This window comes from Streptomyces sp. NPDC089799 (assembly GCF_040684755.1).
In the GTDB taxonomy this organism is placed as follows: Bacteria; Actinomycetota; Actinomycetes; order Streptomycetales; family Streptomycetaceae; genus Streptomyces.
The window spans coordinates 44,687-67,802 of record NZ_JBFBGR010000012.1; the positions used below are offsets into that span (position 1 = coordinate 44,687).

The 23,116-nt window shown below is 74.1% G+C and carries 20 protein-coding genes; 8 read left to right on the top strand and 12 right to left on the bottom strand.

The window, feature by feature from the left end; translation table 11 throughout:
* Positions 1-342: 342 nt before the first annotated feature.
* Positions 343-1,131, bottom strand: coding sequence for a serine protease (locus AB0O36_RS15645; protein ID WP_365110114.1), 789 nt, complete (start codon positions 1,129-1,131; stop codon positions 343-345).
* Between the two features lie 236 nt (positions 1,132-1,367).
* On the opposite strand from AB0O36_RS15645, the gene AB0O36_RS15650 reads away from it, so the two are divergent.
* Positions 1,368-2,165 carry an IclR family transcriptional regulator gene (locus AB0O36_RS15650; RefSeq protein WP_365109676.1) on the top strand — a complete coding sequence of 266 codons (798 nt, stop codon included), beginning with the start codon at positions 1,368-1,370 and terminating at the stop codon, positions 2,163-2,165.
* Between the two features lie 85 nt (positions 2,166-2,250).
* Here AB0O36_RS15650 and AB0O36_RS15655 read toward each other — a convergent pair whose 3' ends face one another.
* From AB0O36_RS15655 to AB0O36_RS15665, 3 genes are all read right to left on the bottom strand, one after another.
* The gene (locus AB0O36_RS15655) at positions 2,251-3,075 is read right to left on the bottom strand and encodes a hypothetical protein (RefSeq protein ID WP_365109678.1); all 825 of its coding nucleotides are present in this window, start codon (positions 3,073-3,075) and stop codon (positions 2,251-2,253) included.
* A 161-nt stretch (positions 3,076-3,236) separates the two neighbouring features.
* Positions 3,237-4,148: an SDR family oxidoreductase gene (locus AB0O36_RS15660; protein WP_365109680.1), complete on the bottom strand. Its 912-nt coding sequence runs from the start codon at positions 4,146-4,148 to the stop codon at positions 3,237-3,239.
* Between the two features lies 1 nt (position 4,149).
* Entirely contained in the window at positions 4,150-5,034 is an 885-nt protein-coding gene (locus AB0O36_RS15665) for an SDR family oxidoreductase (protein WP_365109682.1), read from the bottom strand.
* 67 nt (positions 5,035-5,101) lie between these two features.
* On the opposite strand from AB0O36_RS15665, the gene AB0O36_RS15670 reads away from it, so the two are divergent.
* Genes AB0O36_RS15670 through AB0O36_RS15690 form a run of 5 tightly spaced genes read left to right on the top strand, consistent with a single transcriptional unit; the run spans position 5,102 to position 9,558 of the window.
* On the top strand, positions 5,102-5,854 hold the full coding sequence (locus AB0O36_RS15670; RefSeq protein ID WP_365109684.1) for an enoyl-CoA hydratase family protein: 753 nt from the start codon (positions 5,102-5,104) through the stop codon (positions 5,852-5,854).
* A 56-nt stretch (positions 5,855-5,910) separates the two neighbouring features.
* A complete protein-coding gene (locus tag AB0O36_RS15675) occupies positions 5,911-6,762 on the top strand; it encodes a CoA-transferase (protein ID WP_365110117.1) in 852 nt (283 codons plus the stop codon).
* Positions 6,759-7,496, top strand: coding sequence for a CoA-transferase (locus AB0O36_RS15680; RefSeq protein ID WP_365109687.1), 738 nt, complete (start codon positions 6,759-6,761; stop codon positions 7,494-7,496). The genes AB0O36_RS15675 and AB0O36_RS15680 overlap by 4 nt, the downstream gene beginning before the upstream one ends.
* A gap of 14 nt (positions 7,497-7,510) precedes the next feature.
* A complete protein-coding gene (locus AB0O36_RS15685; protein WP_365110119.1) occupies positions 7,511-8,578 on the top strand; it encodes a nitronate monooxygenase in 1,068 nt (355 codons plus the stop codon).
* Positions 8,579-8,607: 29 nt separating this feature from the next.
* Positions 8,608-9,558 (top strand): tyrosine-protein phosphatase, encoded by a 951-nt coding sequence (locus AB0O36_RS15690; protein WP_365109689.1) that lies wholly within the window; start codon positions 8,608-8,610, stop codon positions 9,556-9,558.
* A 35-nt stretch (positions 9,559-9,593) separates the two neighbouring features.
* Here the strand turns inward: AB0O36_RS15690 and AB0O36_RS15695 are convergent, their stop codons facing one another.
* The 8 genes from AB0O36_RS15695 to AB0O36_RS15730 all read right to left on the bottom strand — a co-directional run bounded on the left by AB0O36_RS15695 (position 9,594) and on the right by AB0O36_RS15730 (position 20,678).
* Entirely contained in the window at positions 9,594-10,610 is a 1,017-nt protein-coding gene (locus AB0O36_RS15695) for an MASE1 domain-containing protein (protein ID WP_365109692.1), read from the bottom strand.
* Positions 10,611-10,745: 135 nt separating this feature from the next.
* On the bottom strand, positions 10,746-11,573 hold the full coding sequence (locus AB0O36_RS15700; RefSeq protein WP_365109695.1) for a PP2C family protein-serine/threonine phosphatase: 828 nt from the start codon (positions 11,571-11,573) through the stop codon (positions 10,746-10,748).
* 326 nt (positions 11,574-11,899) lie between these two features.
* Entirely contained in the window at positions 11,900-13,678 is a 1,779-nt protein-coding gene (locus AB0O36_RS15705) for a DEAD/DEAH box helicase (RefSeq protein WP_365109698.1), read from the bottom strand.
* Between the two features lie 381 nt (positions 13,679-14,059).
* On the bottom strand, positions 14,060-14,521 hold the full coding sequence (locus AB0O36_RS15710; protein WP_365109701.1) for a hypothetical protein: 462 nt from the start codon (positions 14,519-14,521) through the stop codon (positions 14,060-14,062).
* A 3-nt stretch (positions 14,522-14,524) separates the two neighbouring features.
* Positions 14,525-17,512: a phosphotransferase gene (locus AB0O36_RS15715; RefSeq protein WP_365109704.1), complete on the bottom strand. Its 2,988-nt coding sequence runs from the start codon at positions 17,510-17,512 to the stop codon at positions 14,525-14,527.
* A 364-nt stretch (positions 17,513-17,876) separates the two neighbouring features.
* The gene (locus AB0O36_RS15720) at positions 17,877-19,034 is read right to left on the bottom strand and encodes an acetyl-CoA C-acetyltransferase (RefSeq protein WP_365109707.1); all 1,158 of its coding nucleotides are present in this window, start codon (positions 19,032-19,034) and stop codon (positions 17,877-17,879) included.
* A 67-nt stretch (positions 19,035-19,101) separates the two neighbouring features.
* Positions 19,102-19,689, bottom strand: a complete 588-nt coding sequence (locus tag AB0O36_RS15725) for a TetR/AcrR family transcriptional regulator (protein ID WP_365110122.1) — start codon at positions 19,687-19,689, stop codon at positions 19,102-19,104.
* A gap of 206 nt (positions 19,690-19,895) precedes the next feature.
* The gene (locus AB0O36_RS15730) at positions 19,896-20,678 is read right to left on the bottom strand and encodes an SDR family oxidoreductase (protein WP_365109710.1); all 783 of its coding nucleotides are present in this window, start codon (positions 20,676-20,678) and stop codon (positions 19,896-19,898) included.
* Positions 20,679-20,800: 122 nt separating this feature from the next.
* On the opposite strand from AB0O36_RS15730, the gene AB0O36_RS15735 reads away from it, so the two are divergent.
* Together AB0O36_RS15735 and AB0O36_RS15740 are read left to right on the top strand one after the other, a co-directional pair.
* On the top strand, positions 20,801-21,979 hold the full coding sequence (locus AB0O36_RS15735; protein WP_365109713.1) for an acyl-CoA dehydrogenase family protein: 1,179 nt from the start codon (positions 20,801-20,803) through the stop codon (positions 21,977-21,979).
* A complete protein-coding gene (locus AB0O36_RS15740) occupies positions 21,979-23,076 on the top strand; it encodes an acyl-CoA dehydrogenase family protein (protein WP_365109716.1) in 1,098 nt (365 codons plus the stop codon). Before AB0O36_RS15735 ends, AB0O36_RS15740 begins: the two co-directional genes overlap by 1 nt.
* The last annotated feature ends 40 nt before the right edge of the window (positions 23,077-23,116 follow it).

Genomic DNA, 23,116 nt, shown 5'->3' on the forward strand with positions numbered 1-23,116 from the left:
GCTTCCCGGCGGGGCGGGCGGGGCTTGGCCGGCTTCGGGTGCGGGGGCGATGGCTGCCCGGCGGGGTGGGTGTCGGGCGGCTTCGGGTGCGGGGGCCGGGGGCTCCGGGTGGGGTGTCCGGGACGGCATGATTCACGGCGCGCTGAGCGGGGTCCGGCTGCCTGGCGGCGGGCGCGCCACACATCACGCTTGAGTGTCCCGGACACCCCGCCCTCCACCCCCGTCCCCCTCCCGCCACACTCCGGCTCCCCCGGACCGGGTGCCCAACCCGGGGGTGGCCAGCCGTGTCGGGGCGGACACCGTACGGGGCACGTGGGCCGCGCGTGCCCCGTACGGGGTGGGTCAGAGGGTGGCGGCCGCGTTCTTGATGGCCGTGGCGAAGGTCGAGACCTCGGTGTAGACGCCCGGGTAGTCCGGGCGGGCGCAGCCGGTGCCCCAGCTGACGATGCCGACCTGGATCCAGGCTCCGGCGTTGTCGCGGCGGAACATGGGGCCGCCGGAGTCGCCCTGGCAGGTGTCGACGCCGCCGACGTTCAGGCGGCCGGCGCAGATCTCCTCGCCGGGGATGATGTCGCCGCCGTAGGCGGCCTGGCAGTCGGCGTCGGAGACGAAGGGCACGGTGGCCTTCATCAGGTAGCGCTGCTGGGCGCCGCCTTCGCGGGTGGCGCCCCAGCCGGCGACGGTGAAGGTGCCGTTGTTGTACTGCGTGTTCTCGGCGATGTTGAGGAGGGGCTGGTTGACGGGCTGGGCGAGTTTGATCAGGGCCCAGTCCTTGCCGGAGCCGTTGTAGCCGGGGGCGCGGTAGACCTTGGTGGAGCGGACCTTGACGGCGGCGGAGCTGTTGAGGTCGACCACGCCGGTGGTGGCGGTGATCGAGGTGTTGTTGCCGGAGGCGCCGACGCAGTGGGCGGCGGTGAGGACGACCTGCGGGGTGATCAGGGAGCCGCCGCAGCCCATGGAGAGGCGGACCATCCAGGGGAATTCGCCCTGGGCGGCGCGGGTGCCGCCGACGACGGGGGCGGGGGCGGCGTTCGCGGCCGGGGCGGTGAGGGTCTGCAGGCTGGCGGTGGCGAGGACGACGGCGCCGGCGGCGGCGGTGCGCTTCAGGGCGCGCTTGAGGTTCGGCTTCACGGACACGGTGAACACGCTGCCTTTCGTGGGGGGTTGGGCGGTGCGCGTCATCGGGTGAATGACCTGTCCATGTCACATCTGGTGTCGCGGGGCCGACAAGACCGTGTTTTCGGCCAATCCGAGCCACATGACGAATCGAAGTATTACTGAGTGAAATAGTTGGGGCCGGGTGCTTCCGGTCGGCGGGAGGGCGTGCGAGGGTCGGCGCCGACGCCTCACCGCAGGGGGGTTCCTCCGTGCCCGAGCAGGTTCCGGGTCCGCTGTCGTTGCTGGAGAAGGCCGAGAGGGTGCTGGGTGCCTTCGAGCGGGCGGAGCCGCGGCTCTCGCTGACCGAGGTGGTGCGCCGCTCGGGCATTCCGCGCTCGTCCGCGCACCGGATCCTGGACCAGCTGGTACGGCTGCGCTGGCTGGAGCGGGAGGGCCGGGACTACCGGCTGGGCCTGCGGATGCTGGAGCTGGGCGCCCTCGCCTCGCACCACAACCGGCTGCGCCGGGCCGCACTGCCGCTGCTGGTGGCGCTGCACGAGCGGACCGGACGGCCGGTGCAGCTGTCGGTGCTGGACGGGGCGGAGGTGGTGTGCCTGGAACGGGTGGGGGCGGCCGGGGGCGTGCCGCCGCGGGTGGGCGGGCGGCTGCCGGCCTGCCGTACGGCCGCCGGGCGGGTGATCCTGGCGTTCGGCGAACCCGGAGCGGCGGAACGGGCCTTGGGGCGGGGCGTGCCCGGCCTGCGCGCCGAGCTGGCGGCCGCCCGGCGGTGCGGGGTCGCGTACGGACGCGGGGCCCGCGGCGGGTTCGACAGCGTGGCGGCGCCCGTGCGCGGGGCGGGGCGGGCCGTTGCGGCGGTGTCGCTGTGGACGTGCCTCGGCGAACCGGCGCGGCTGGCAGCGGCGGTGGGAACGTGCGCACGGGCGGTGTGGCGGGAGTTGTACGGGGCCACTGCGGGGGCTGCCGGGGCGGATGGGGCGGCGGGGGCGGAGGAGTTCGGCCCTGGCGAGAACATGATGGACTGGCTTCGGTTCAACGAAGGCCTGTAGTGGGTAGGAAACCCGTGTCGCACGAGGCACGATCCGGGCCCGACCTTCCCGCCAGGAGGCCGGGCCCGCATCCATGGTGCGTGTTTTAGGGGCGGGTGCAGATGACCTGGGCGGTCAAGGACCGCGGGTAGGCGGTCGTGTTGGTGGCGCGGACCTCCCAGCCGCGGCCGTCGGGGGTCCCGGACGAGGTGATCAGGTAGGTCCGGAAGCCGGTGGATCCGCCGCCGCCGGTGGGCACCTCGCCGGCCGGGCAGCTGACCGTGGCACTGGCGGTCTGATAGCCCTGCATCAGGATCTGCGGGCCGGTGTGCTGCGAATGCGGTGTGGTGAAGCACATCGGGGTGATCTGCACGTCGTGGGGGCTGCTGCTGTCCTCGTTGAGGACGTCGACCGAGGACTTGCCGCCGAAGACGCCCGCCGAACTGACGTACATCAAGGGGGCCGTGCTCCAGCCGATGCCGGTGGCCACCTCGTCCTGGTGGCAGGAGCCGGTGGCGCCCCCTTCCCAGCCGGCATGCACGCTGGTCCCGGTGGTGCCCCCGTTGTGGCTGCCGGCCGAGGTGCAGATGACGAAGGCGGACACCGTCCCGGGCACGCTGTAGCGGTTGTGGCCCCCGGCGACCCAGGTGTTGTTCTGGCCCGGCCGGGACCGGATCAGGAAGACCCCGTCACTGGACCGCGCGCCTCCGCCGGAGGGGTACGTACCGGCGGGACAGGGGACGGTGGCCTCGGCGGTGCCGAACGCGGGGACGGTGACGGTCGCCGAGACGTGCTGGGTGTGCGGGACCAGTGTCCGGGTGGTGGAGGCGGGGGCCGGGGCGGCCGGGCGCGGGGCCGCGCCGGCGGTGCCGGCCAGGGCGAGGACGGCCGCGGCGGTGGCGGCGGCGATGCGGACGTGCTGGTGGGGCATGGTGACCTCCGGGTGCGGTGCTCGTGCACCGGTGGGTCTACCGGGCGGGGTCGGCGGTGGCGGCACAGGGCACGCGCCGCCGCCCCCGTACGGCGCAAGGGGTAACGATTCGCTCGGCCGGGGCCGGATCCCTGCCCGGGACGGCCCCGGCCGGGCCGCCCTCAGTGGGCGCCGTAGACCGGGTGCGGGGTCTCGGCGGCGGCGAGGAGCTTCAGGGCGGCCTCGCCGGCTTCGGCGGGGGTCCAGCGGGAGCCGCGGTCCGCGGTGGGGCCCGGGCGCCAGCCCTCCATCACCGTGATGCGGCCGCCCTCGGTCTCGAAGACCCGGCCGGTGACCCCGGCGGAGGCGGCCGAGCCGAGCCAGACGACCAGTGGGGAGACGTTCTCCGGTGCCATGGCGTCGAAGGCGCCGGCCTGCGGGGCGGCCATGGTGTCGGCGAAGGTCCCCTCGGTCATCCGGGTGCGGGCGGCCGGGGCGATGGCGTTGACCCGGACGCCGTAACGGCCCATCTCCGCGGCCGAGACCAGGGTCAGCCCGACGATGCCGGCCTTCGCGGCGCTGTAGTTGCCCTGCCCCACCGAGCCCAGCAGCCCGGCGCCGGAGGAGGTGTTGACCACGCGTGCCGCAGGCGTACGTCCGGCCTTGGCCTCGGCCCGCCACCACTGCGCAGCGTGCCTGAGCGGCAGGAAGTGGCCCTTGAGGTGGACCCGCATCACCGCGTCCCAGTCGTCCTCCCCGAGGTTGACGAGCATCCGGTCACGCAGGAACCCGGCGTTGTTGACGAGGGTGTCCAGCCGTCCGTACGTGTCCAGCGCGCAGGCGACCAGCGAGGCGGCGCCCGCGGTGGTGGCGATGTCCCCGGTGTGGGTGACGGCCTCGCCGCCGGCGGCGCGGATCTCGGCCGCCACCTCTTCGGCGGGCGAGGCCGAGGCGCCCGCCCCGTCCAGGGCCACCCCCAGGTCGTTGACCACGACCTTCGCACCCTCCGCGGCGAACGCCAGCGCGTGGGCCCGGCCCAGGCCCCGTCCCGCGCCGGTGACGACCGCCACCCGGCCCTCGCACAGTCCTGCCATGTCATGCCTCCTTGTCGATGCCCTTGTCGATGCCCTTGTCGGCGGCCTTGTCGGTGGCCTTGTCGATGCCTCTGTCTGTGGCCTCGCCGACGGCCTCGCCGACGGCCTCGTCGGCGACGGTGCCGGCGGGCCGGTTGGCCGTTGCCGCGTCCAGGAACGCCGGGCGTTCCCCGCCCCCGTGCACCAGCAGGCTCGCGCCGCTGACGTAGGCCGCCCGGTCCGAGGCGAGGAACACCGCGGCGGCGCCCACCTCGGAGGGTTCGGCCAGGCGGCCCGCCGGCACGGTGGCGCCGACGGCCGCGACGCCGGCCTCGTCCCCGTAGTGCAGATGGGCGAGTTCGGTCCGGACCATGCCGAGGACCAGGGAGTTGACCCGGACCTCGGGCGCCCATTCCACGGCCATCGAACGGGCCAGGTTCTCCAGTCCCGCCTTGGCGGCCCCGTACGCCGCGCTGCCCGGCGAGGGGCGGGTGCCGCTGACGCTGCCGATCATGACGATCGAGCCGCGGGCCGCGGCGAGGTGGGGGCGCGCGGCCAGGGAGGCCGTCAGCGGGGCCAGCAGGTTGAGTTCGAGGACCCGCGCGTGCCGTTCCGGTCCGCCGTCCGCCAGGAGCCGGTACGGGGTGCCGCCGGCGTTGTTGACGAGGGTGTCCAGCCGCCCGTGGCCGGCGGCGAGGGCGTCGAAGAAGTCCGTCACTGCGGCGGGGTCGCGCAGGTCGAGCGGGTGGTACGCGGCTTCGCGGCCGCCGTGCGTCACGGGTTCGTCCGGGGGGCGGCGCGCGCAGACGACGACGTGCGCACCGGCCGCGAGGAACGACCGGGCGATGCCGGCGCCGACGCCCCGGGTTCCGCCGGTGACGACGACAACCCTCCCGTCCAGCTCCATGGGCTGCTACCTTCCTGACCAACACCTGACCTAACAAACGTTTGGTGGAAAGGTAGCTGATTCGCTCATGGGTGTCTCCACTTCCGGCCCGGACAAGGGCGTCGCTCTGGTCACCGTCGACTTCCCGCCGGTCAACGCCCTGCCCGTGCAGGGGTGGTTCGACCTCGCGGACGCCCTGCGCGCCGCCGGGCGCGATCCCGGCACCCGGTGCGTGGTGCTGGCCGCGGAGGGGCGCGGGTTCAACGCCGGGGTGGACATCAAGGAGATGCAGCGGGACGCCGGGCACGAGGCCCTGATCGGCGCCAACCGCGGCTGCTACGAGGCGTTCGCCGCGGTCTACGAGTGCGAGGTGCCGGTCGTGGCGGCGGTGCACGGGTTCTGCCTGGGCGGCGGCATCGGGCTGGCCGGCAACGCCGACGCCATCGTGGCGAGCGAGGACGCCGTCTTCGGGCTGCCGGAACTGGACCGGGGCGCGCTGGGCGCGGCCACGCACCTGGCCCGGCTGGTGCCGCAGCACCTGATGCGGGCCCTGTACTACACCTCGCGGACCGCGACCGCCGCCGAGCTGCACGCCCACGGCTCGGTGTGGCAGGTGGTGCCGAGGGAGGCGCTGCGCACGGCGGCCCTCGACCTGGCGCGGGAGATCGCGCTGAAGGACGGCTACCTGATCCGGCTGGCGAAGGCCGCGATCAACGGGATCGACCCGGTGGACGTACGCCGCAGCTACCGCTTCGAGCAGGGCTTCACCTTCGAGGCCAACCTGAGCGGCGTGGCCGACCGGGTCCGCGACACCTTCGGGAAGGCGGGAGAGGACCGATGACGGACGCGGTGGGGGATCCGGTGACGGACCCGGTGACGGGCAGCGTGGCGAACGGCGTGGCGGACAAGGTGATGACGCCCGACGAGGTGGCCGGGCGGCTGCGCAGCGGGATGACGGTGGGCATCGGCGGCTGGGGCTCGCGCCGCAAGCCCATGGCCCTGGTGCGAGCACTGCTCCGCTCGGAGGTCACCGATCTGACCGTGGTGTCGTACGGCGGCCCCGACGTGGGACTGCTCGCCGCGGCCGGGCGGATCCGGCGGCTGGTGGCACCCTTCGCCACCCTCGACTCCATCCCCCTGGAGCCGAACTTCCGGGCCGCCCGCGAGAGCGGTGCACTCGAACTGACCGAGCTCGACGAGGCCATGTTCATGTGGGGGCTGCACGCGGCCGCCAACCGGCTGCCGTTCCTGCCGGTCCGGGCCGGGCTCGGCTCCGACGTGATGCGGGTCAACCCCGAGCTGCGCACCGTACGGTCGCCGTACGCGGACGGCGAGGAGTTCGTCGCCGTGCCCGCGCTCCGGCTGGACGCCGCCCTGGTCCACCTCAACCGGGCCGACCGGCACGGCAACGCCCAGTACCTGGGCCCCGACCCGTACTTCGACGACCTGTTCTGCGAGGCCGCCGACACCGCGTACGTCTCCTGCGAGGCGATCGTCGAGACCGCCGAGCTGACCCGGACCGCGGCCCCGCAGACGCTGCTGGTCAGCCGGCACGCCGTGACCGGTGTCGTGGAGACCCCGGGCGGCGCGCACTTCACCTCCTGCGTACCCGACTACGGCCGGGACGAGCCCTTCCAGAAGCTCTACGCGAGCACCCCCTGGCCCGAGTTCTCCGGCCGCTTCCTGTCCGGGGCGGGCGAAGAGGACTACCAGTCCGCCGTCCGTGCCTGGCACAAGGAGCAGCAGTGACCACCACGACCACCCGCGCCGAGTACTGCGTGATCGCCTGCGCCGAGGCATGGCGGGACAACGGGGAGGTGCTCGCCAGTCCGATGGGGGTGATCCCCTCCGTCGGTGCCCGGCTGGCCCGGCGCACCTTCTCCCCCGGTCTGCTGCTCACCGACGGGGAGGCGATGCTGGTCGGCCCCGACGGCACGGTCGAGGGCTGGCTGCCGTACCGGCGGCACCTGGCCATGGTCACCGGCGGGCGGCGGCACGTGATGATGGGCGCCAGCCAGATCGACCGGTACGGCAACCAGAACATCTCCTGCATCGGCGACTGGGAGCGGCCCGCCCGGCAGCTGCTGGGCGTACGCGGCGCCCCCGTCAACACGCTCAACAACCCGGTGAGCTACTGGGTCCCCAGGCACTCCCCGCGGGTGTTCGTCGAGCGCGTGGACATGGTCAGCGGGGTCGGGTACGACCGGGTGGCGGCCGCCGGCCCGTCGGCCGGCCGGTACCACCGGCTCCCCCGGGTCGTCTCCGACCTCGGCGTGTTCGACTTCGAGACCCCGGACCGGACGATGCGGCTGGCGTCCCTGCACCCGGGCGTCACCGTGGAGCAGGTGCGGGCGGCCACCGGGTTCGAGCCGGTGGTGCCCGACGGGGTGCCGTTCACCCGCGAGCCCTCGGCGCACGAGCTCCGGCTGATCCGCGAGGTGATCGACCCGGACGGGCTGCGGGAGAAGGAAGTGCGGTCCTGATGGCCGGGGTCGTCCTGAACACCGCGCTGACGAGGCTGACCGGTGTCCGCCACCCCCTGGTGCAGACCGGGATGGGCTGGGTGGCCGGGCCCCGGCTGGTGTCGGCGGCGGCGAACGCGGGCGCGCTGGGCATCCTGGCCTCCGCCACCATGACCACGGATCAGCTGCGTGCGGCGGTCCGCGAGGTCAAGTCCCGTACGGACGCGCCGTTCGGGGTCAACCTGCGGGCCGATGCGGGGGACGCCGGCGACCGGGTCCGGCTGATCGTCGACGAGGGGGTGAAGGTCGCGTCCTTCGCGCTCGCGCCGTCGAAGGAGCTGATCGCCGAGCTGAAGGCGGCGGGCGTGGTGGTGATCCCCTCGATCGGGGCCCGGCGGCACGCCGAGAAGGTCGCGGCCTGGGGCGCCGACGCGGTGATCGTGCAGGGCGGCGAGGGCGGCGGGCACACCGGCGAGGTCGCCACGACCGTGCTGCTGCCCCAGGTCGTGGACGCCGTGGACATCCCGGTGATCGCGGCGGGCGGCTTCCACGACGGGCGGGGTCTGGCCGCGGCGCTCTGCTACGGCGCGGCCGGGGTGGCGATGGGCACCCGGTTCCTGCTGACCTCGGACTCCACCGTGCCCGACCAGGTGAAGGCCCGCTACCTGGCCGCCACGGTGAAGGACGTCACCGTCACCACGGCGGTGGACGGGCTGCCGCACCGGATGCTCCGTACCGAGCTGGTCGCGTCCCTGGAGCGGGCGGGCCGCGGGCGGGCACTGGCCCGGGCGGTCCGGCACGCGGCCGCCTTCCGGAAGGTCTCCGGCCTGTCCTGGTCCCGGATGGTCCGGGACGGCCTGGCGATGAAACACGGCAAGGACCTGTCCTGGAGCCAGGTCCTGCTCGCCGCGAACACCCCCATGCTCCTGAAGGCGTCCATGGTCGAGGGCCGCACCGACCTCGGAATCATGGCATCCGGCCAGGTCGCGGGCGTGATCGAGGATCTGCCCTCGTGCGCGGAGCTCGTCGACCGCGTCATGGCCGAGGCACACGCGGTGCTGGAACGCCTGCGTCCGCTCGACGCCCTGCCTCCACCAGGGTGATCCCCCTTCTCCGCGAGGAGTCGCACACGATGAGCCGTGCCCGAATCCGCCTGGCGTCCGCGGTGCTGCTGTCCGCGCTCGCCGCCGGGACCGTTCCCGCCCATGCGAGCGCCGGCCGGCCGGCGCCGTCGGCGGCCGCGTCCCGGCCCGCCGACGGACGGCAGGACCACCACCGGTCCGGGACGGAAACGATCCGTCAGATCCCCCTCCAGGGCGCGGTCAACGTCCGCGACCTGGGCGGCTACCCCACCTACACCGGCGGCCGGGTGCGTCAGGGCCTGGTCTACCGGTCCGACGCACTGGGCAAGCTGACCCCGGCGGACATCACCGCCGTCTCCGCTCTCGGCCTCACGAAGGTCGTGGACTTCCGGATCCCCATGGAGGTCCAGTACGACGGCGCCGACAGGCTGCCGCCCGGGCTGACCCCCACCTCGCGCGCGGTCAGCGACCTGGGCCTCTACGGGACCCTGGTCGGCGCGATCGCCAGCGGCGACCCGGTCAAGCAGGAGCAGATGCTCGGCGGCGGCCGCGCCGAGGCGTACATGCGCGACATCTACCGCACGTTCGTGACCAGCCCCGAGAACCGGGCGCAGTTCGCGGCGACGCTGCGGGACGCCGCGTCGGGCGGACAGGGTCCGCTGCTGTTCCACTGCACCTCGGGCAAGGACCGGACGGGCTGGATGGCGTACGTCCTGCTGCGCGCGCTCGGCGTGCCGGAGGGTACGGCCGGGCGGGACTACCTGGCCTCGAACACGTACCGGGGCGCGTACGACGCGAAGTTGCGCGAGGGGCTGAAGCAGTCGGGCCGGATGCAGAACCCGGACCTGCTGATCCCGCTGCAGGAGGTCCGCCAGGACTACCTGGACGCGGCGACGGCGCAGCTGGAGGCCGACTACGGCAGCTTCTACGGGTACCTGACCCAGGGCCTCGGCCTGGACCTGCGGGTCCTGGTGGACCTCCAGCGGAAACTGGTCCGCTGACGGACGGCCCGAACGGCCCTCCGGCCGGCCCCGGCTCAGCCCTGGTCGGGGCGGGCCGGGAGCCCGCCGGCGCCGGGGTCCGGACGGCCGCCGGAGCTGAGATGGGCCACCACCTCGACCAGGTCCTCGCAGGCCCGCTCGATCTGCAGGCGGATGTTGTTCTGCTCGGTGACCAGGGCCGCCAGCAGCAGGCCGGTCAGGGCCGCCGCTCCGTTGAGGGCCTGCAGATTGACCATGATCTCCAGGAGGGTGTGCCCGGCGAAGGGTCCGACGCGGTCGATCGCCGCCGAGACGGACAGCACCGACACCGCCAGGGCGCACGGCGCGGCCCCGGGCAGCTGGAACCGCACCGCCGCCCAGATCAGCAGCGGGAAGACGAGGAAGAGCAGGGAGAGCCCGCTCCGGGTGGCCGCCACCGTGACCACGGCGGTGGTGGCGCCCAGGGCCACCGCCTCGGCAGCCCGGAAGGGGTCCCGGGTCACCCGGGAGACGGGCCGGATCCTGGGGAGGACCAGCAGCAGCGGGGTGACCAGCAGGACGCCCATGGCGTCCCCGGCCCACCAGGCCGCCCACACCCCCCAGACGTCGGAGGCCGGCAGTTTGCCGGTGAACACCAGGGTCGACACGCCCAGGGTCGCGCTGATCAGCATCGGCAGCAGGCCGCCCAGGAAGACCAGGAGCAGTCCGTCCCGGAGCCGGTCCAGTTCGATGCGGAAGCCGGTACGGCGGAGCAGCAGGTAGGCGCACACGGGGGCGAGGGTGTTGCCCGCGACGATGACCAGGTCCTCCGGGTCGAACGAGCCGAGCTGTTCGATGGCCAGGTACGTGCCCACGGCGATGCCGGGCCAGATCTTCAGGCCGCCCCAGAGCAGGCAGGCGAGCGCGATGCCGGTGGGCGGCCACGTCGGGGTGACCTGCGCCCCCTCCACGACGACGCGCTGGAGCAGGCCGACCCAGCCGGCCCCGTGATAGGCACCGGCGACGACCAGGATCAGCACGAGATCCAGGAGGAGACGTCGCCATTCCACGGTGCGCACCCCAGCATCAGACACCAGCCGCTCCCCCGCGCCGGAGCGCGACACGCCCGGGGCAGGAGCGCGGCCCTCGCAGGGCGGGACGGCGGCGTACCGCGGGCGGGACCGTGACGGGCGTGGGGCGGACAGTGACCGGCACCCAGGGCGGGGCCGTCAGGGCTCGGCGGGCGCCGCGTCGTGGCGGATGACCAGGACGGCGGCGTCGTCCGCGTGACCGGTGGAATCGGCCACCTTCATCACCTCGGCGGCCAGCTCCTCGGGCTCGGCGGTCACGCCCTCCCGGACCACCCGGGCCACCCGTCGCAGTCCCTCGTCGAGCGGGAACGGCGGCCCTTCCACCACCCCGTCGGTGACCAGCACGAAGGCGCCCGCCTCCGTCAGCCGGTGTCGTGTGACGGCGTACCCCGCGCCGGGCAGCAGCCCCAGCGGCAGTCCGCCCTCGTCGTCGGCGATGCCGTACCGGCCGTCGGCCGTGGCCCAGACCGCCGGGACGTGGCCGGCCCGGGCGGTCTCCATCTCCCAGGTGTCGGGGTCGAAGCGGAGCAGGGTGCAGGTGGCGAAGAGCCGGGCGTCCATGGAGAGCAGCACGTCATTGGCCCGGCTGAGCACCTCGCCGGGATCGTCGACGATGGCGGACACGGCGCGCAGGCAGATCCTGACCTGGCCCATGAAGGCGGCGGCCTCGACGTCGTGCCCCTGGACGTCGCCTATGGAGAAGGCGAGCGCGCCCTCGGGCAGCCGGAAGCCGTCGTACCAGTCGCCGCCGATGTCCAGGCCGTCCCGGGCGGGCGCGTACCGGGCCGCGGTCCGCAGGCCCGGCAGGACGGGCAGGGCGGCGGGGAGCATCTCGCGTTGCAGCACCTCGGCGAGTTCGACGCGTGCGTGGTGCAGCTCCGCGCCTTCGCGGGCCTGCGCGGTGAGCCGCCCGAGCGTGTGCAGGAGCTCGGCACTGGCCGCGTGCGGGGCCCGGCGCCTGTTCACGACCCGCTCCGCGCTTCGTCCATGGCCTCCTGCTTCCGCCTGCCAAAGACCCACCGCTCATCTTATTTCCGGTCCGCTCCACCTGCGCTGGTGACCGTGTGCGACCACGGACGGGCACGGGTGGGCGTAGGCGGGCACGGGCGGGCACGGGCGGGCACGGACCGGGCACGGACCGGGCACGGACCGGGCACGGACCGGGCACGGACCGGGCACGGGCGGGCAGCAGGGAAACGGGAAGCGCGGTAGGCGCCGGCAGCGGGCACAAGGGGACGGCCGCCGTCCCGTGAGCGGGAAGGCGGCCGTCGTGCCCGGTGGAGCGGGGTGCGTCAGGAGCCGGAGGTGCGGCGTCCGGAGCGCCCGCCGCCGGAGCCGATGCGGCTGCGGGCCGAGGCCCCGGCCGCGCCGCCGGAGCCGGCCGCGCCGGAACCCGCCGCGCCGGTGCGCCGGCCGCGCCCGCCGGAGCGGGAGCCCGAGCCGGAGGCCGCGGAGCCGGTGCCGGAGCCGGACCTGGCGCCCGTACCGGATCCCGACCCCGAGCCGGAGGCCGTACGGGAACCCTGGGCCGCGCCGGAACCGGAACGCGTGCCGGAACCGGAGCCCGCCCCGCGGGACCGGCCGCGGGAGCCGGATCCGCCGGTCTGCGGGCCGCCGTCGGCCGCGCCCGCGGCCCCGCCGCCCCCGCCGCGGCGGCGCGAGCGCCCGCCCCCGGACCCGGACGGCTTGGAGCCGGCCTTGGGCTGCGCGGGCTGCGGGACCTCCAGGACCACCGGCACGCCCGAGGGCTCGCGCGCCCCGGTCAGCCGGCTCAGCTCCTCGTCGGAGGACTTGATCTGGGCCGTGCGCGGCTGGATCCCCGCGTCCGACATCAGCCGGGACATCTCGCGCTTCTGCTCCGGCAGGACCAGCGTCACCACACTGCCCGACTCGCCCGCCCGGGCGGTGCGCCCGCCCCGGTGCAGGTAGTCCTTGTGGTCCGTCGGCGGGTCGACGTTCACCACCAGGTCCAGGTCGTCGATGTGGATGCCGCGGGCCGCGACGTTGGTCGCGACCAGCGCCGTGACCTCGCCCGTCTTGAACCAGTCCAGGGTGCGGTTGCGCTGCGGCTGCGAGCGCCCGCCGTGCAGGCCGGAGGCCCGTACGCCGCTGGCCAGGAGCCGCTTGACCATGCGGTCCACCGAGCGCTTGGTGTCCAGGAAGAGGATGACCCGGCCGTCGCGTGCGGCGATCCGCGTGGCCACGGCCTTCTTGTCGGTCTCGTCCAGGACGTAGAGGACGTGGTGCTCCATCGTGGTGACCGCGCCCGCCGACGGGTCCACGGAGTGCGTGACCGGGTCGGTCAGGAACTGCTTGACGAGCTTGTCGATGTTCTTGTCGAGCGTCGCGGAGAACAGCAGCCGCTGGCCGCCCTCCTCCACCTGCTTGAGCAGCCGGGTGACCTGCGGCAGGAAGCCCATGTCGGTCATCTGGTCGGCTTCGTCCAGGACCGTGACCGCCACGCGTTCCAGCGTCGCGTCACCCCGGTCGATGAGGTCCGCGAGCCGCCCGGGGGTGGCCACCAGCACCTCGGCGCCGCGCGCCAGGGCGCCGGCCTGCCGGTTGATGGACATGCCGCCGACGACCGTGGCGATCCGCAGCCGCAGCGCCTGCGCGTACGGGGTCAGGGCGTCGGTGACCTGCTGCGCGAGTTCCCGGGTCGGTACGAGCACCAGGGCGAGCGGGGCCTTGGGCTCGGCCCGGCGGCCTGCGGTGCGGGCCAGCATGGCCAGGCCGAAGGCGAGGGTCTTGCCCGAGCCGGTGCGGCCGCGGCCCAGCAGGTCGCGACCGGCCAGCGAGTTCGGCAGCGTCGCGGCCTGGATCGGGAACGGCTCGGTCACGCCCTGCTCGGCGAGGGTCTTCAGCAGGGCCTCGGGCATGTCGAGGTCCTCGAACGCCGCCACGGGCGGCAGCCCGGGGGTCAGCGACTCCGGCATCGTGAACTCCTGCGGCCTCGCGGCCTGCGCGGGAGCGGACGACTTCTTCTTGGAGCGCCCCCCGGCGCCCTGGGCGGCGGATCCCCGGCGACGGGCGGGGCGGCGGGCAGCGGGTATGGAGCTGGAGCTGGTCATATGAGAGTTCACGCTAGCACGCGGCGCCCGTCCGACCCGCTTCCTCCGCACGGGCCGACACGGACGGCGACTCCCCCCGGGCGAACCGGTACGGAAGCCGGCTTCCCCCGTGCGGACCGGTACGCAAGGCCCCGGCCGGAGCGCGTGGGCCGGGGCCCCCGCACAGGCCCTTCCGGGACCCTTCCCGGGCCCGGCGTCCGGAACGGAAGGCCCGGCACCGGAACCACGCGCGGGGCCAAGGGCCCGTGACCGCCCGGGGGCCGGGAACCCGTGGCCAGGGGCCGAAGGCCGGATCCAGGGCCCGGGGCCGGATCCATGGCCCGGGCCCCGATCCCTGGCCCCTGGCCCCGGGGCCAGGGCCGGGGCCGGGGATCGGGGCGGTCAGACGTTCGTCTGGCCGCGGCGCATCGGCAGGACTCGTTCCTGCGTGCCGTTCCCGTCCTTCCAGTGCAGGTGGACCGTGAAGCGGCGTGCTCCGCGGTGCGTGTCCGCGACCGGGAGCCAGGGCACGGGATAGCGGGCGCCCTTGTCGAGCCGTACGAGGGGGAACTCGTCCGGCGGGGAGTCGGCCAGTTCCACCGCGCCGCCGCCGGTGTCCTTGACCTCCAGCCGCACCTGCTCGGCCGCTCCGGGGCCGTGGTTCCAGACCACCAGGTGGTAGCCGGCCTGCCGGACGCTCCCGTCGGGCAGTTTGATCTTGGCGAACTCGGAGGTGCGGTGGAAGTAGGCGGTCACCTCGGCGGCGAGCTTCTCGCGCTTGCGCGCACGGTGCTGGACGTACGCGGTGACGGCCGACAGCGCGAGGGCGCAGAGCGCGATCGCGGTGCCTATCCATGCGTTCAAGGGTCAACTCTCCTTCGGCACGGCCGCGTTCCACTTGTGGTACAGCGCGGACGTGATCACCGTACTGAGCGTGAGGGCGAACTTCCGCTGTTCCACCGAGAGCGTGGAGTAGCGCACCATCGGCAGCAGGGCACCGGCGAGCGCGAGGTGGTACTCGTCCAGCTTGACCGGCCAGTGGCCCTGCCCGCAGCCGTTCGCGATCTCCCGGATCCTGCGGGTGACCTGCAGGACGAGCTGTTCCTCGCGGCTCGGTTCCTCGTCCCGGCCGGTCTCCCCGGGCACGAGCTCCTCGGGTTCGCCGACGAGGACTCCGGCGATCCAGGACGCCACCCGCCCCGCGGCGTCCTCGTCCCAGGTGAACACCTGGCACAGCAGGCTCGCCTCCAGCCGCGCGAAGTCCTTGCACACGTGCCCGTCGTGGGCGCTCTCGAAGTCGATGAGCACGGGCTTGGGCTGCTCGCTGCTGAGGGTGCACAGCACGTTGTCGAGGTGCAGGTCCCCGTGGGCCAGGACCAGCGTGGTGTCGAAGTCGAGCAGTCCGATGTCGAAGGAGTTGATGATGTCCTCGAACCGTCCCCGGCCGGTCTCGGAGATCTCGGCGGCGAACCAGAGCGGGTTGACCGCCTCCACCCCCGGCAGCCGTTCCATGGCCGTCCGCAGTCCGGGCGCGGACCCGTGCCACTCGGCGGTGTCCTGCACGTCGGAGGTGAGGTCCATGCCGAGGTCGGCCCGCACGGCGGCGGTCGTGAGCGCCTTCAGCTCCGTCCTCGCCCAGCTCCCGGGGGACTGCTTGCGCGGGGCGGGCGCGGGCCGGAAGACGGGGTACTCCGACCGGAGGTCGATGCGGTCGCGGTGGCTGTGGGCGAGCCACGGCCTCATGTTGGTCAGCAGCAGCTTCTCGATCGTCTCCACCGCGGTTTCGGGGGATGCCGTACGCATCCAGGTGGTCAGCGTGCGCGGCGTCTCGCCCTCCTCGAACGCATAGGCCGTCTCGATGGCCCGCAACGGGTCGCCGTTGTCACCGAGATACATCTCCATGGCGCGGGCGTCGCATTCGCTCGGCCGGTTGTTGGGGTGGAGGCGCTTGGCGTACGTCCGGAAGTTGCTCTCCTCCCGCAGCACCTTGTCCCGCTGGTCGATCTTCAGGACCGAGCGGGGTCCGTAGCGCGTGGTCAGCAGGTAGGTGGGCATCCGGCGGTCCTTGAAGAGCCGCCCGTGCACGGTGACCACCTCACCGTGGGAGAGTCCCTGGGCCACTGCCGCCCGCAGCACGGGCGTGGGGATGCGCACGGCCCCGCCGGCGCCGGTGACGAGGGAGGTGCCGCGTGGGGTGACGGCGCTGTCGTACGTCCACGGGTTGCTGGCCACGCGCACCTTGCCGGCCGTCTCCATGAGCGTGCTGACGTCCTTCTTCCAGGCGAGCCGGTCGCCCTGCCACCCGAGGTCCTCCGAGTGGTCGAAGACCGTGTCGATGACCCAGTGCGCGCAGGTCTCGTCCCATCCGGAGACACAGGCGAGGGCGAAGCAGGCGCCGTTGCGGCTGCCTTCCTTCTGCCAGTACCGGAGCAGCATCTCGGGCCAGGCCGACCGGTCGGTCTTCTCTCCCGGGGTGTAGACGCGGTCGTCGCGGCTGCTCTCCTGGGGAAGGGCGGGGTTGGGGCCGGCGAGCATGAGGTGCGTGCCGACGGAGCGCAGGACGTTGGACCGGAGCCCGTGGTAGCGGCCGAAGAACACCGGCGGGACCTGGTGCGCGACGCGGAGCTGGATCTCCGCGCAGTCGAGGATCAGGTCACGGGCGGGGTCCATGAACCTCAGGTTGCTGCTGAGGAAGGCCGTCAGGTAGCCCATGAGGTCGTGGAGGACGTGCGGCCGGTTGGTGGGGAGGCCGTTGTCCACCTTCCACATCCAGTGGTTGGCGGTGGCGGAGATCACCCAGCGGAGGCGGCTTTCGTCCAGGGCCTTGGTGCGGGTGGCGAAGGCCCTCATCGCACGGGCCAGGTTCTGCAGGTCCCTGAGGTCGGAGGGGAAGCCGTGGGGAAAGTACTCCAGGACCGCGTTCGCGTCCTCCTCCAGGCGCTTGCCGAGTTCCCGGTCGAAGGCCCCGTGGTGGCCGCTCACCTCGCGGAAGTAGGCGAGGGTCTCCTCCAGGCGTTCCCCGGCGGGTGCCCGGTCGGACGACCAGTGCGTGGCGAGCTCGGCCACGAGCTCTTCGGCGGTACCGGCCTCGCCCGGGAAGTAGCGGGGGGTGAAGCGGTCGTGGCCGCCGGCGTCCTGGTCGGTGTCCTCCGGGTCCGGCCCCTCGTCGGACTCCTCGATCTCGTCGAACCGTGCGGGCCGCGGGCGTACGGAGACGGGGGCGGAGGTGAGGGCGGTGGCCAGAGCGGCGGCGGGGGCGGACGCCTGGGCGGGTACGTGGGCGGACGCGGTGGCAGCGGACGCCGGGGACTGGAAGGAGGAGGCGGCCGGAGCGGTGGCGGCCGGGACGAAGGAGGTGGTGCCGGCGGGGGCCTGGAACGGGCCGGCGGTCGCCGGAGTCCGCAGGGGCGGGCCGTCCGCCTGGTCCGGGATCAGGATCTCGGCGAGGTCCCAGACCGGTCCGTCCGGGCGCGGCGGAAGGCCGTGGACCGGGGAGGCCCCCAGGCCCCGCAGCCGGTCGGCGCAGTTCTCGCGGTTGCGCGAGATGTCCGCTCCGCGCTGGCCGAGGGGGTCGGCGTCGCCGGCCAGGACCAGGTGTCCGGCCTGGTAGGCGAGGACGGCGTGCTCCGTCCTCCCCAGGTTCTCCAGTTCGCCGCCCATGCCCCGGAGCCCGGCACCGAGGTAGTGGCGGACGTCGTCGACGGGCTTGCCCTTGCGGTGCAGGTGGTAGGCGACCGCGAGGTTCCGGGCCGCCCGGCGTACCCCGGTGGTACACGTATCGGGGCTGGGATACGTCGCCGCTTCCGGGAAGGGGAAGGCGGACCGTGCCCATTCGACGTGCGGAGTAACGTCCAACTCGCCTTGCCTCCAAGCTGGTTGGTGTCCATGGCTCAGGATCCGGACACGCTAGGGGAGGTTTTCGGCATGAGGGGCGCAATTCCGCCATGGTCGGGCCCCGTCCGAGCAGGACCGCGTCGGCCGGGGGCGGCGAACCGGCCATGTGGGCGCCGCCCGGCCATCCGACCGGTTTGGCGCGATCCCGCCGTGGCCCCGGCCCGTATGACCTATGCCGCGCGGACCGGGCGGGGCCGTCGGACGCCGGGCGCTTCAGCCGGGTGTTCCGGCCGGGTGTTCCGGCCGGGTGTTCCGGCCGGGTGTTCCGGCCGGGTGTTCCGGCCGGGCCCTGCAGGCGGGCCCGGCCGGGCCTTGCAGCCGGCCCCTACAACCGCTCGATGATGGTGACGTTGGCCTGGCCGCCGCCCTCGCACATGGTCTGGAGGCCGTAGCGGCCGCCGGTGCGCTCCAGTTCGTGGAGCAGGGTGGTCATCAGCTTCACGCCGGTCGCACCCAGCGGGTGGCCCAGGGCGATGGCACCGCCGTTGACGTTCACCCGCTCCGGGTCCGCCCCGGTCTCCTTCAGCCAGGCCAGGACCACGGGGGCGAAGGCCTCGTTGATCTCCACCAGGTCGATCTCGTCCAGGGTCAGCCCGGTCTTCTTCAGGGCGTGCGCCGTGGCCGGGATCGGGGCGGAGAGCATCCGGATCGGGTCCTCGCCGCGCACCGAGAGGTGGTGGATGCGGGCGCGCGGCCGCAGGCCGTGTTCGCGGACCGCGCGCCCGGAGGCGAGCAGCATGGCGGCCGCACCGTCGGAGACCTGGGAGGAGACCGCGGCGGTGATCGTGCCGCCCTCGACGACGGGGGCGAGGCCGGCCATCTTCTCCAGCGTGGTGTCGCGGCGCGGCCCCTCGTCGGTGCGGACCTCGCCCCACGGCACGGTCTCCCGGTCGAAGCGGCCCTCGTCGATGGCGCGGACGGCCCGCCGGTGGGAGCGGAGCGCGTACTCCTCCATGTCCGTGCGGGAGATGCCCCACTTCTCGGCGATCAGCTGGGCGCCGTGGAACTGGTTGACGGGTGCGTCCCCGTAGCGTGAACGCCAGCCCGCGGAGCCGGCGTACGGGCCTTCGGTCAGGCCGAGCGGTTCGGCGGCCTGGCGGGAGGCGAAGGCGATCGGGATCATGGACATGTTCTGGGTGCCGCCGGCCACGACCAGGTCCTGGGTGCCGGACATGACGCCCTGCGCGGCGAAGTGGACGGCCTGCTGGGAGGAGCCGCACTGGCGGTCGACGGTGACCCCGGGCACCTCCTCGGGCAGTCCCGCGGCCAGCCATGCCGTGCGGGCGATGTCCCCGGCCTGGGGGCCCACGGTGTCCAGGCAGCCGAAGACCACGTCCTCCACGGCCGCCGGATCGATGCCCGAGCGCTCGACGAGCGCGGTCAGGACGTGGGCGCCGAGGTCCGCGGGGTGGACGGCGGACAGACCCCCTTTGCGCCGGCCGACGGGGGTGCGCACCGCTTCGACTATGTACGCCTCGGGCATGGCTGGAGCTCCTTCACCGGGTCACGGGTGGTCGCGCGGGACTCCGTCGCCGGTCGGGGCGCGGCGGTCACGTGCGTACGGCGATGCCGTCCAGCACCATCGAGAGGTACTGGCGGGCGATCTCCTCGGGGCTGTGCTGTCCGCCGGGCCGGTACCAGGACGCCGCGACCCACACGGTGTCGCGCACGAACCGGTAGGTGAGACGGATGTCCAGGTCGGCGCGGAACACCTGGGCGGCGACCCCGCGCTCCAGCGTCCCCAGCCACGCCTGCTCGAACTTGACCTGCGAGTCCGAGAGGTAGTGGAAGCGGGGCTGTGCGGACAGGGTGCGGGCCTCCTTCTGGTAGATGGCGACGGCGGCGCGGTGCCGGTCGATCTCCCGGAAGGATTCGGTGACGAGCGCCTCGATGGTCTCGCGGGGGCCGAGGCCGGCCGCGAGGACCGCGTCGTAGCCCTCCCAGAGTTCGTTCAGGAAGGCGGAGAGGATCTCGTCGAGCATCGACTCCTTGGAGTCGAAGTGGTAGTAGAGGCTGCCGGCGAGCATGCCGGCGGCGTCTGCGATCTTGCGGACGGTGGTGGCGTTGTAGCCCTGGGCGGCGAACACCTCGGCGGCGGTGTGCAGGAGTTCGCGGCGGCGTTCCGGGGAGGCTGCCACCTGCGTCTTCTTCTGGGTCGTCGGCTTGCGCGCCGGCTTCTGCGTCGGCTGGTTCACGGGCTTGTCGGTTGGCACCCGCCCATTGTGGTGCAGGGCCCGGGCCATGATCGGCCGGGCACCTCCCCGGGCCTCTCCCTCGGCGTCTCCCCTGCCCTCTCCCCGGCCCTCTCCCCGGGTGGGCCCGGCCATGGTCCGCCGGACGGGCCCTAGGCACGCTGGCTGCTGACGGAGACGGTCTCCCCGGTCATGTACGAGGAGTAGCCGCTGGCCAGGAAGACGATGACGTTGGCGACCTCCCAGGGTTCGGCGTACCGGCCGAACGCCTCGCGGGCCGTCAGTTCGTCGAGCAGTTCCTGGCTGGTGACCTTCACCAGGTGCGGGTGCATGGCGAGGCTGGGCGCGACCGCGTTGACCCGGACGCCGAACTCGGCGGCCTCCAGGGCCGCGCACCGGGTCAGCGCCATCACACCGGCCTTGGCGGCGGCGTAGTGGGCCTGGCCGGTCTGGGCGCGCCAGCCGACGACGGAGGCGTTGTTGACGACCACGCCGCCGCGGCCGGCCGCGCGCAGGGAGCGCAGCGCGGCGCGGGTGCAGCGGAAGGTGCCGCCCAGCGTGACGTCGAGGACGGCGGACCACTGCCCGTCGGTCATGTCGGCGAGTGCGGCGGTGCCGCCGAGTCCGGCGTTGTTGACGACGACGTCGAGGCCGCCGTGGGCCTGTTCGGCGCGGGCGAACAGGGCCTGGACCTGGTCCTCGTCGGTGACGTCGCAGGGCAGCGAGGTGACCCGGTCGGCGCCGAACTCGGCGGCGAGGGCCTGCTCGGTCTCCTTCAGCCGGCGGGCGTGGGCGTCGCCGATGACGATACGGGCGCCCTCCTCCAGGAAGCGGCGGGCGGTGGCGCCGCCGATGCCGGCGCCGGCGGCGGCCGTGATGACGGCGGTCCGGCCGCGCAGCAGGCCGTGTCCGGGGACGTACTCCGGTGCGCTCATGGGGTCCCTCATCCCTCCTCCGGCGGGCCGGGAGAACCGGCTTCTCGACGCCGCTCCCGGGCGTACGTTAACCTACCAAACACTTGTTAGGGAAGCAGCACCGCAGTGGAGGAGTGCCCGCAGTGGACCTGACGCACACGCCCGGCACGGAGGCCCTCCGTGCCGCGGCCCGGGAGTGGCTGCGCGCGCACGTGCCGGCCGTCCCGCTGCCCTCCCTGGAGACCGCGGAGGGCTTCGCGGCACACCGGGAGTGGGAGGCCGCGCTGCACGCGGACCGGTGGTCGGTGGTGTCCTGGCCGGAGGAGTACGGCGGCCGGGGCGCGGACATCTTCGGCTGGCTGGTCTTCGAGGAGGAGTACCACGCGGCCGGCGCGCCCGGCCGCGTCTCGCAGAACGGCATCAACCTGCTCGCGCCCACGCTGTTCGACCACGGTACGGAGGAGCAGCGGGCCCGGGTGCTGCCGTCCATGGCGAGCGGGGAGGTGATCTGGGCGCAGGCGTGGTCCGAGCCGGAGGCCGGCTCCGACCTGGCCTCGCTGACCTCGAAGGCGGTGCGGACGGAGGGCGGCTGGCTGCTGTACGGGCAGAAGACGTGGTCCTCGCGGGCCGCGTTCGCCGACCGCGCCTTCGGGATCTTCCGCACCGACCCGGAGGCGGCAAGGCCGCACCACGGGCTGACCTACCTGATGTTCGACCTGCGGGCGCCGGGCGTCACGGTCCGGCCGATCGGGCGCCTCGACGGCAAGCCGGCCTTCGCCGAGCTGTTCCTCGACGGGGTCTTCGTACCGGACGGGGACGTGATCGGGGAGCCGGGGCAGGGTTGGCGGATCGCGATGTCGACGACCGGGAACGAGCGCGGGCTCACCCTGCGCTCCCCCGGGCGCTTCCTGGCCGCGGCGGACCGGCTGGCGGCGCTGTGGGGGGCGGGGCGGGAGGGCGCTCGGCCGCGCGGTGGCGGGGAGGCTCCGGACGGCGGCGGGGGGCTGCGGGACAGGGTGGCGGACGCGCTGGCCGGGGCCCGCGCCTACGAGCTGTTCACCTGGGCGAACGCCTCGCGCTTCGCGGCGGGTGAGTCGATCGGCGCCGAGTCCAGCCTGAACAAGGTGTTCTGGAGCGAGTACGACATCGCCCTGCACGAGACCGCGCTGGACCTGCTCGGCCCGGACGGCGAACTGGCCGACGGGGAGTGGGCGGAGCCATGGGTGTTCTCCCTGGCGGGCCCGATCTACGCGGGCACCAACGAGATCCAGCGCGACATCATCGCCGAGCGGCTGCTCGGCCTCCCGAAGGGCCGCCGCTGATGCGATTCCTGCCGACCGGCGAACAGTCGGAGTTCGCCCGTACGCTGCGCCGGCTGCTGGGCGCGTCGGACCTGCCGGGGGCGGTCCGCGCCTGGCAGGCCGGCGACACCGGGCCGGGAGCGGCGGTGTGGCGGAAGGTGGCCGACACCGGGCTGTTCGCCCTGGCGGTGCCGGAGGCGTACGACGGGCTCGGCCCGCTGCCCGTGGAACTCGCCCTGGGCTTCGTGGAGCTGGGCCGGGCCGGGATGCCGGGCCCCCTGGCCGAGACGGCGGCGGCGTGCGTCCTGCTGACGGCGCTGGACGGGGCGGAGGACGGCGGTACCGGGTCCGGTACGGGCAGCGGCATCCGGGCCGGTTCCGGAGCCGGGGCCGGGGCCGGGCTCGCCAAGCGGTTCCTCCCGGGGCTGGTCGCGGGCGAGACCCGGGCCACGCTCGTCCTGCCGGGCGGGGGGCCGTACGCGCTGGACGCGGACACCGCGGACCTGCGCTTCACCGTGTCGGCGGACGGGGAACTGCGGCTGGCCGCGGCGCCGGGGGCCGGGGACGTACGGGTCTCCGCGGATCCGGCGCGCCGGCTCGCCGGACTGCCCCCGGGCGGCGAACTGCTGGCCTCCGGGCCGGCGGTGCTCACGGCGGCGGCCGGCGCGCTGCGCTGGGCGAGGCTGCTGACGGCCGCGCAGTGCGCCGGACTGGGCGAGGCGCTGCTGGACCGGACCGTGTCGTACGTGAAGCAGCGCACCCAGTTCGGCACGCCGGTCGGGGGCTTCCAGGCGGTCAAACACCGGCTGGCGGACGTCCTGCTCGGCCTGGAGTTCGCGAAGCCGGTGGTGTGGGCGGGAGCGCTGGCCCTGGCCGGCGGGGGCGGGGGCGGGAGCGGCCGCCCTGCGGTCGGCGACGTGGCGGCGGTCGACGACGTGGCGGCAGCGAAGCTCATGGCTGGCGAAGCGGCGTACGCCGCGGCCCGGGCCGCGCTCCAGCTGCACGGCGCCATCGGCTACACCGAGGAGCTGGACCTCTCCCTCTGGCTCCGCAAGGCCCGCCCCCTCCGCGACGCCTGGGGCTCCCCCACGACCTGCCGCGCGGCGCTGCTCACCTGAGGTGCGGGGCGCCGGCTCGGCCGCCGTGTGGGCAGGCGTG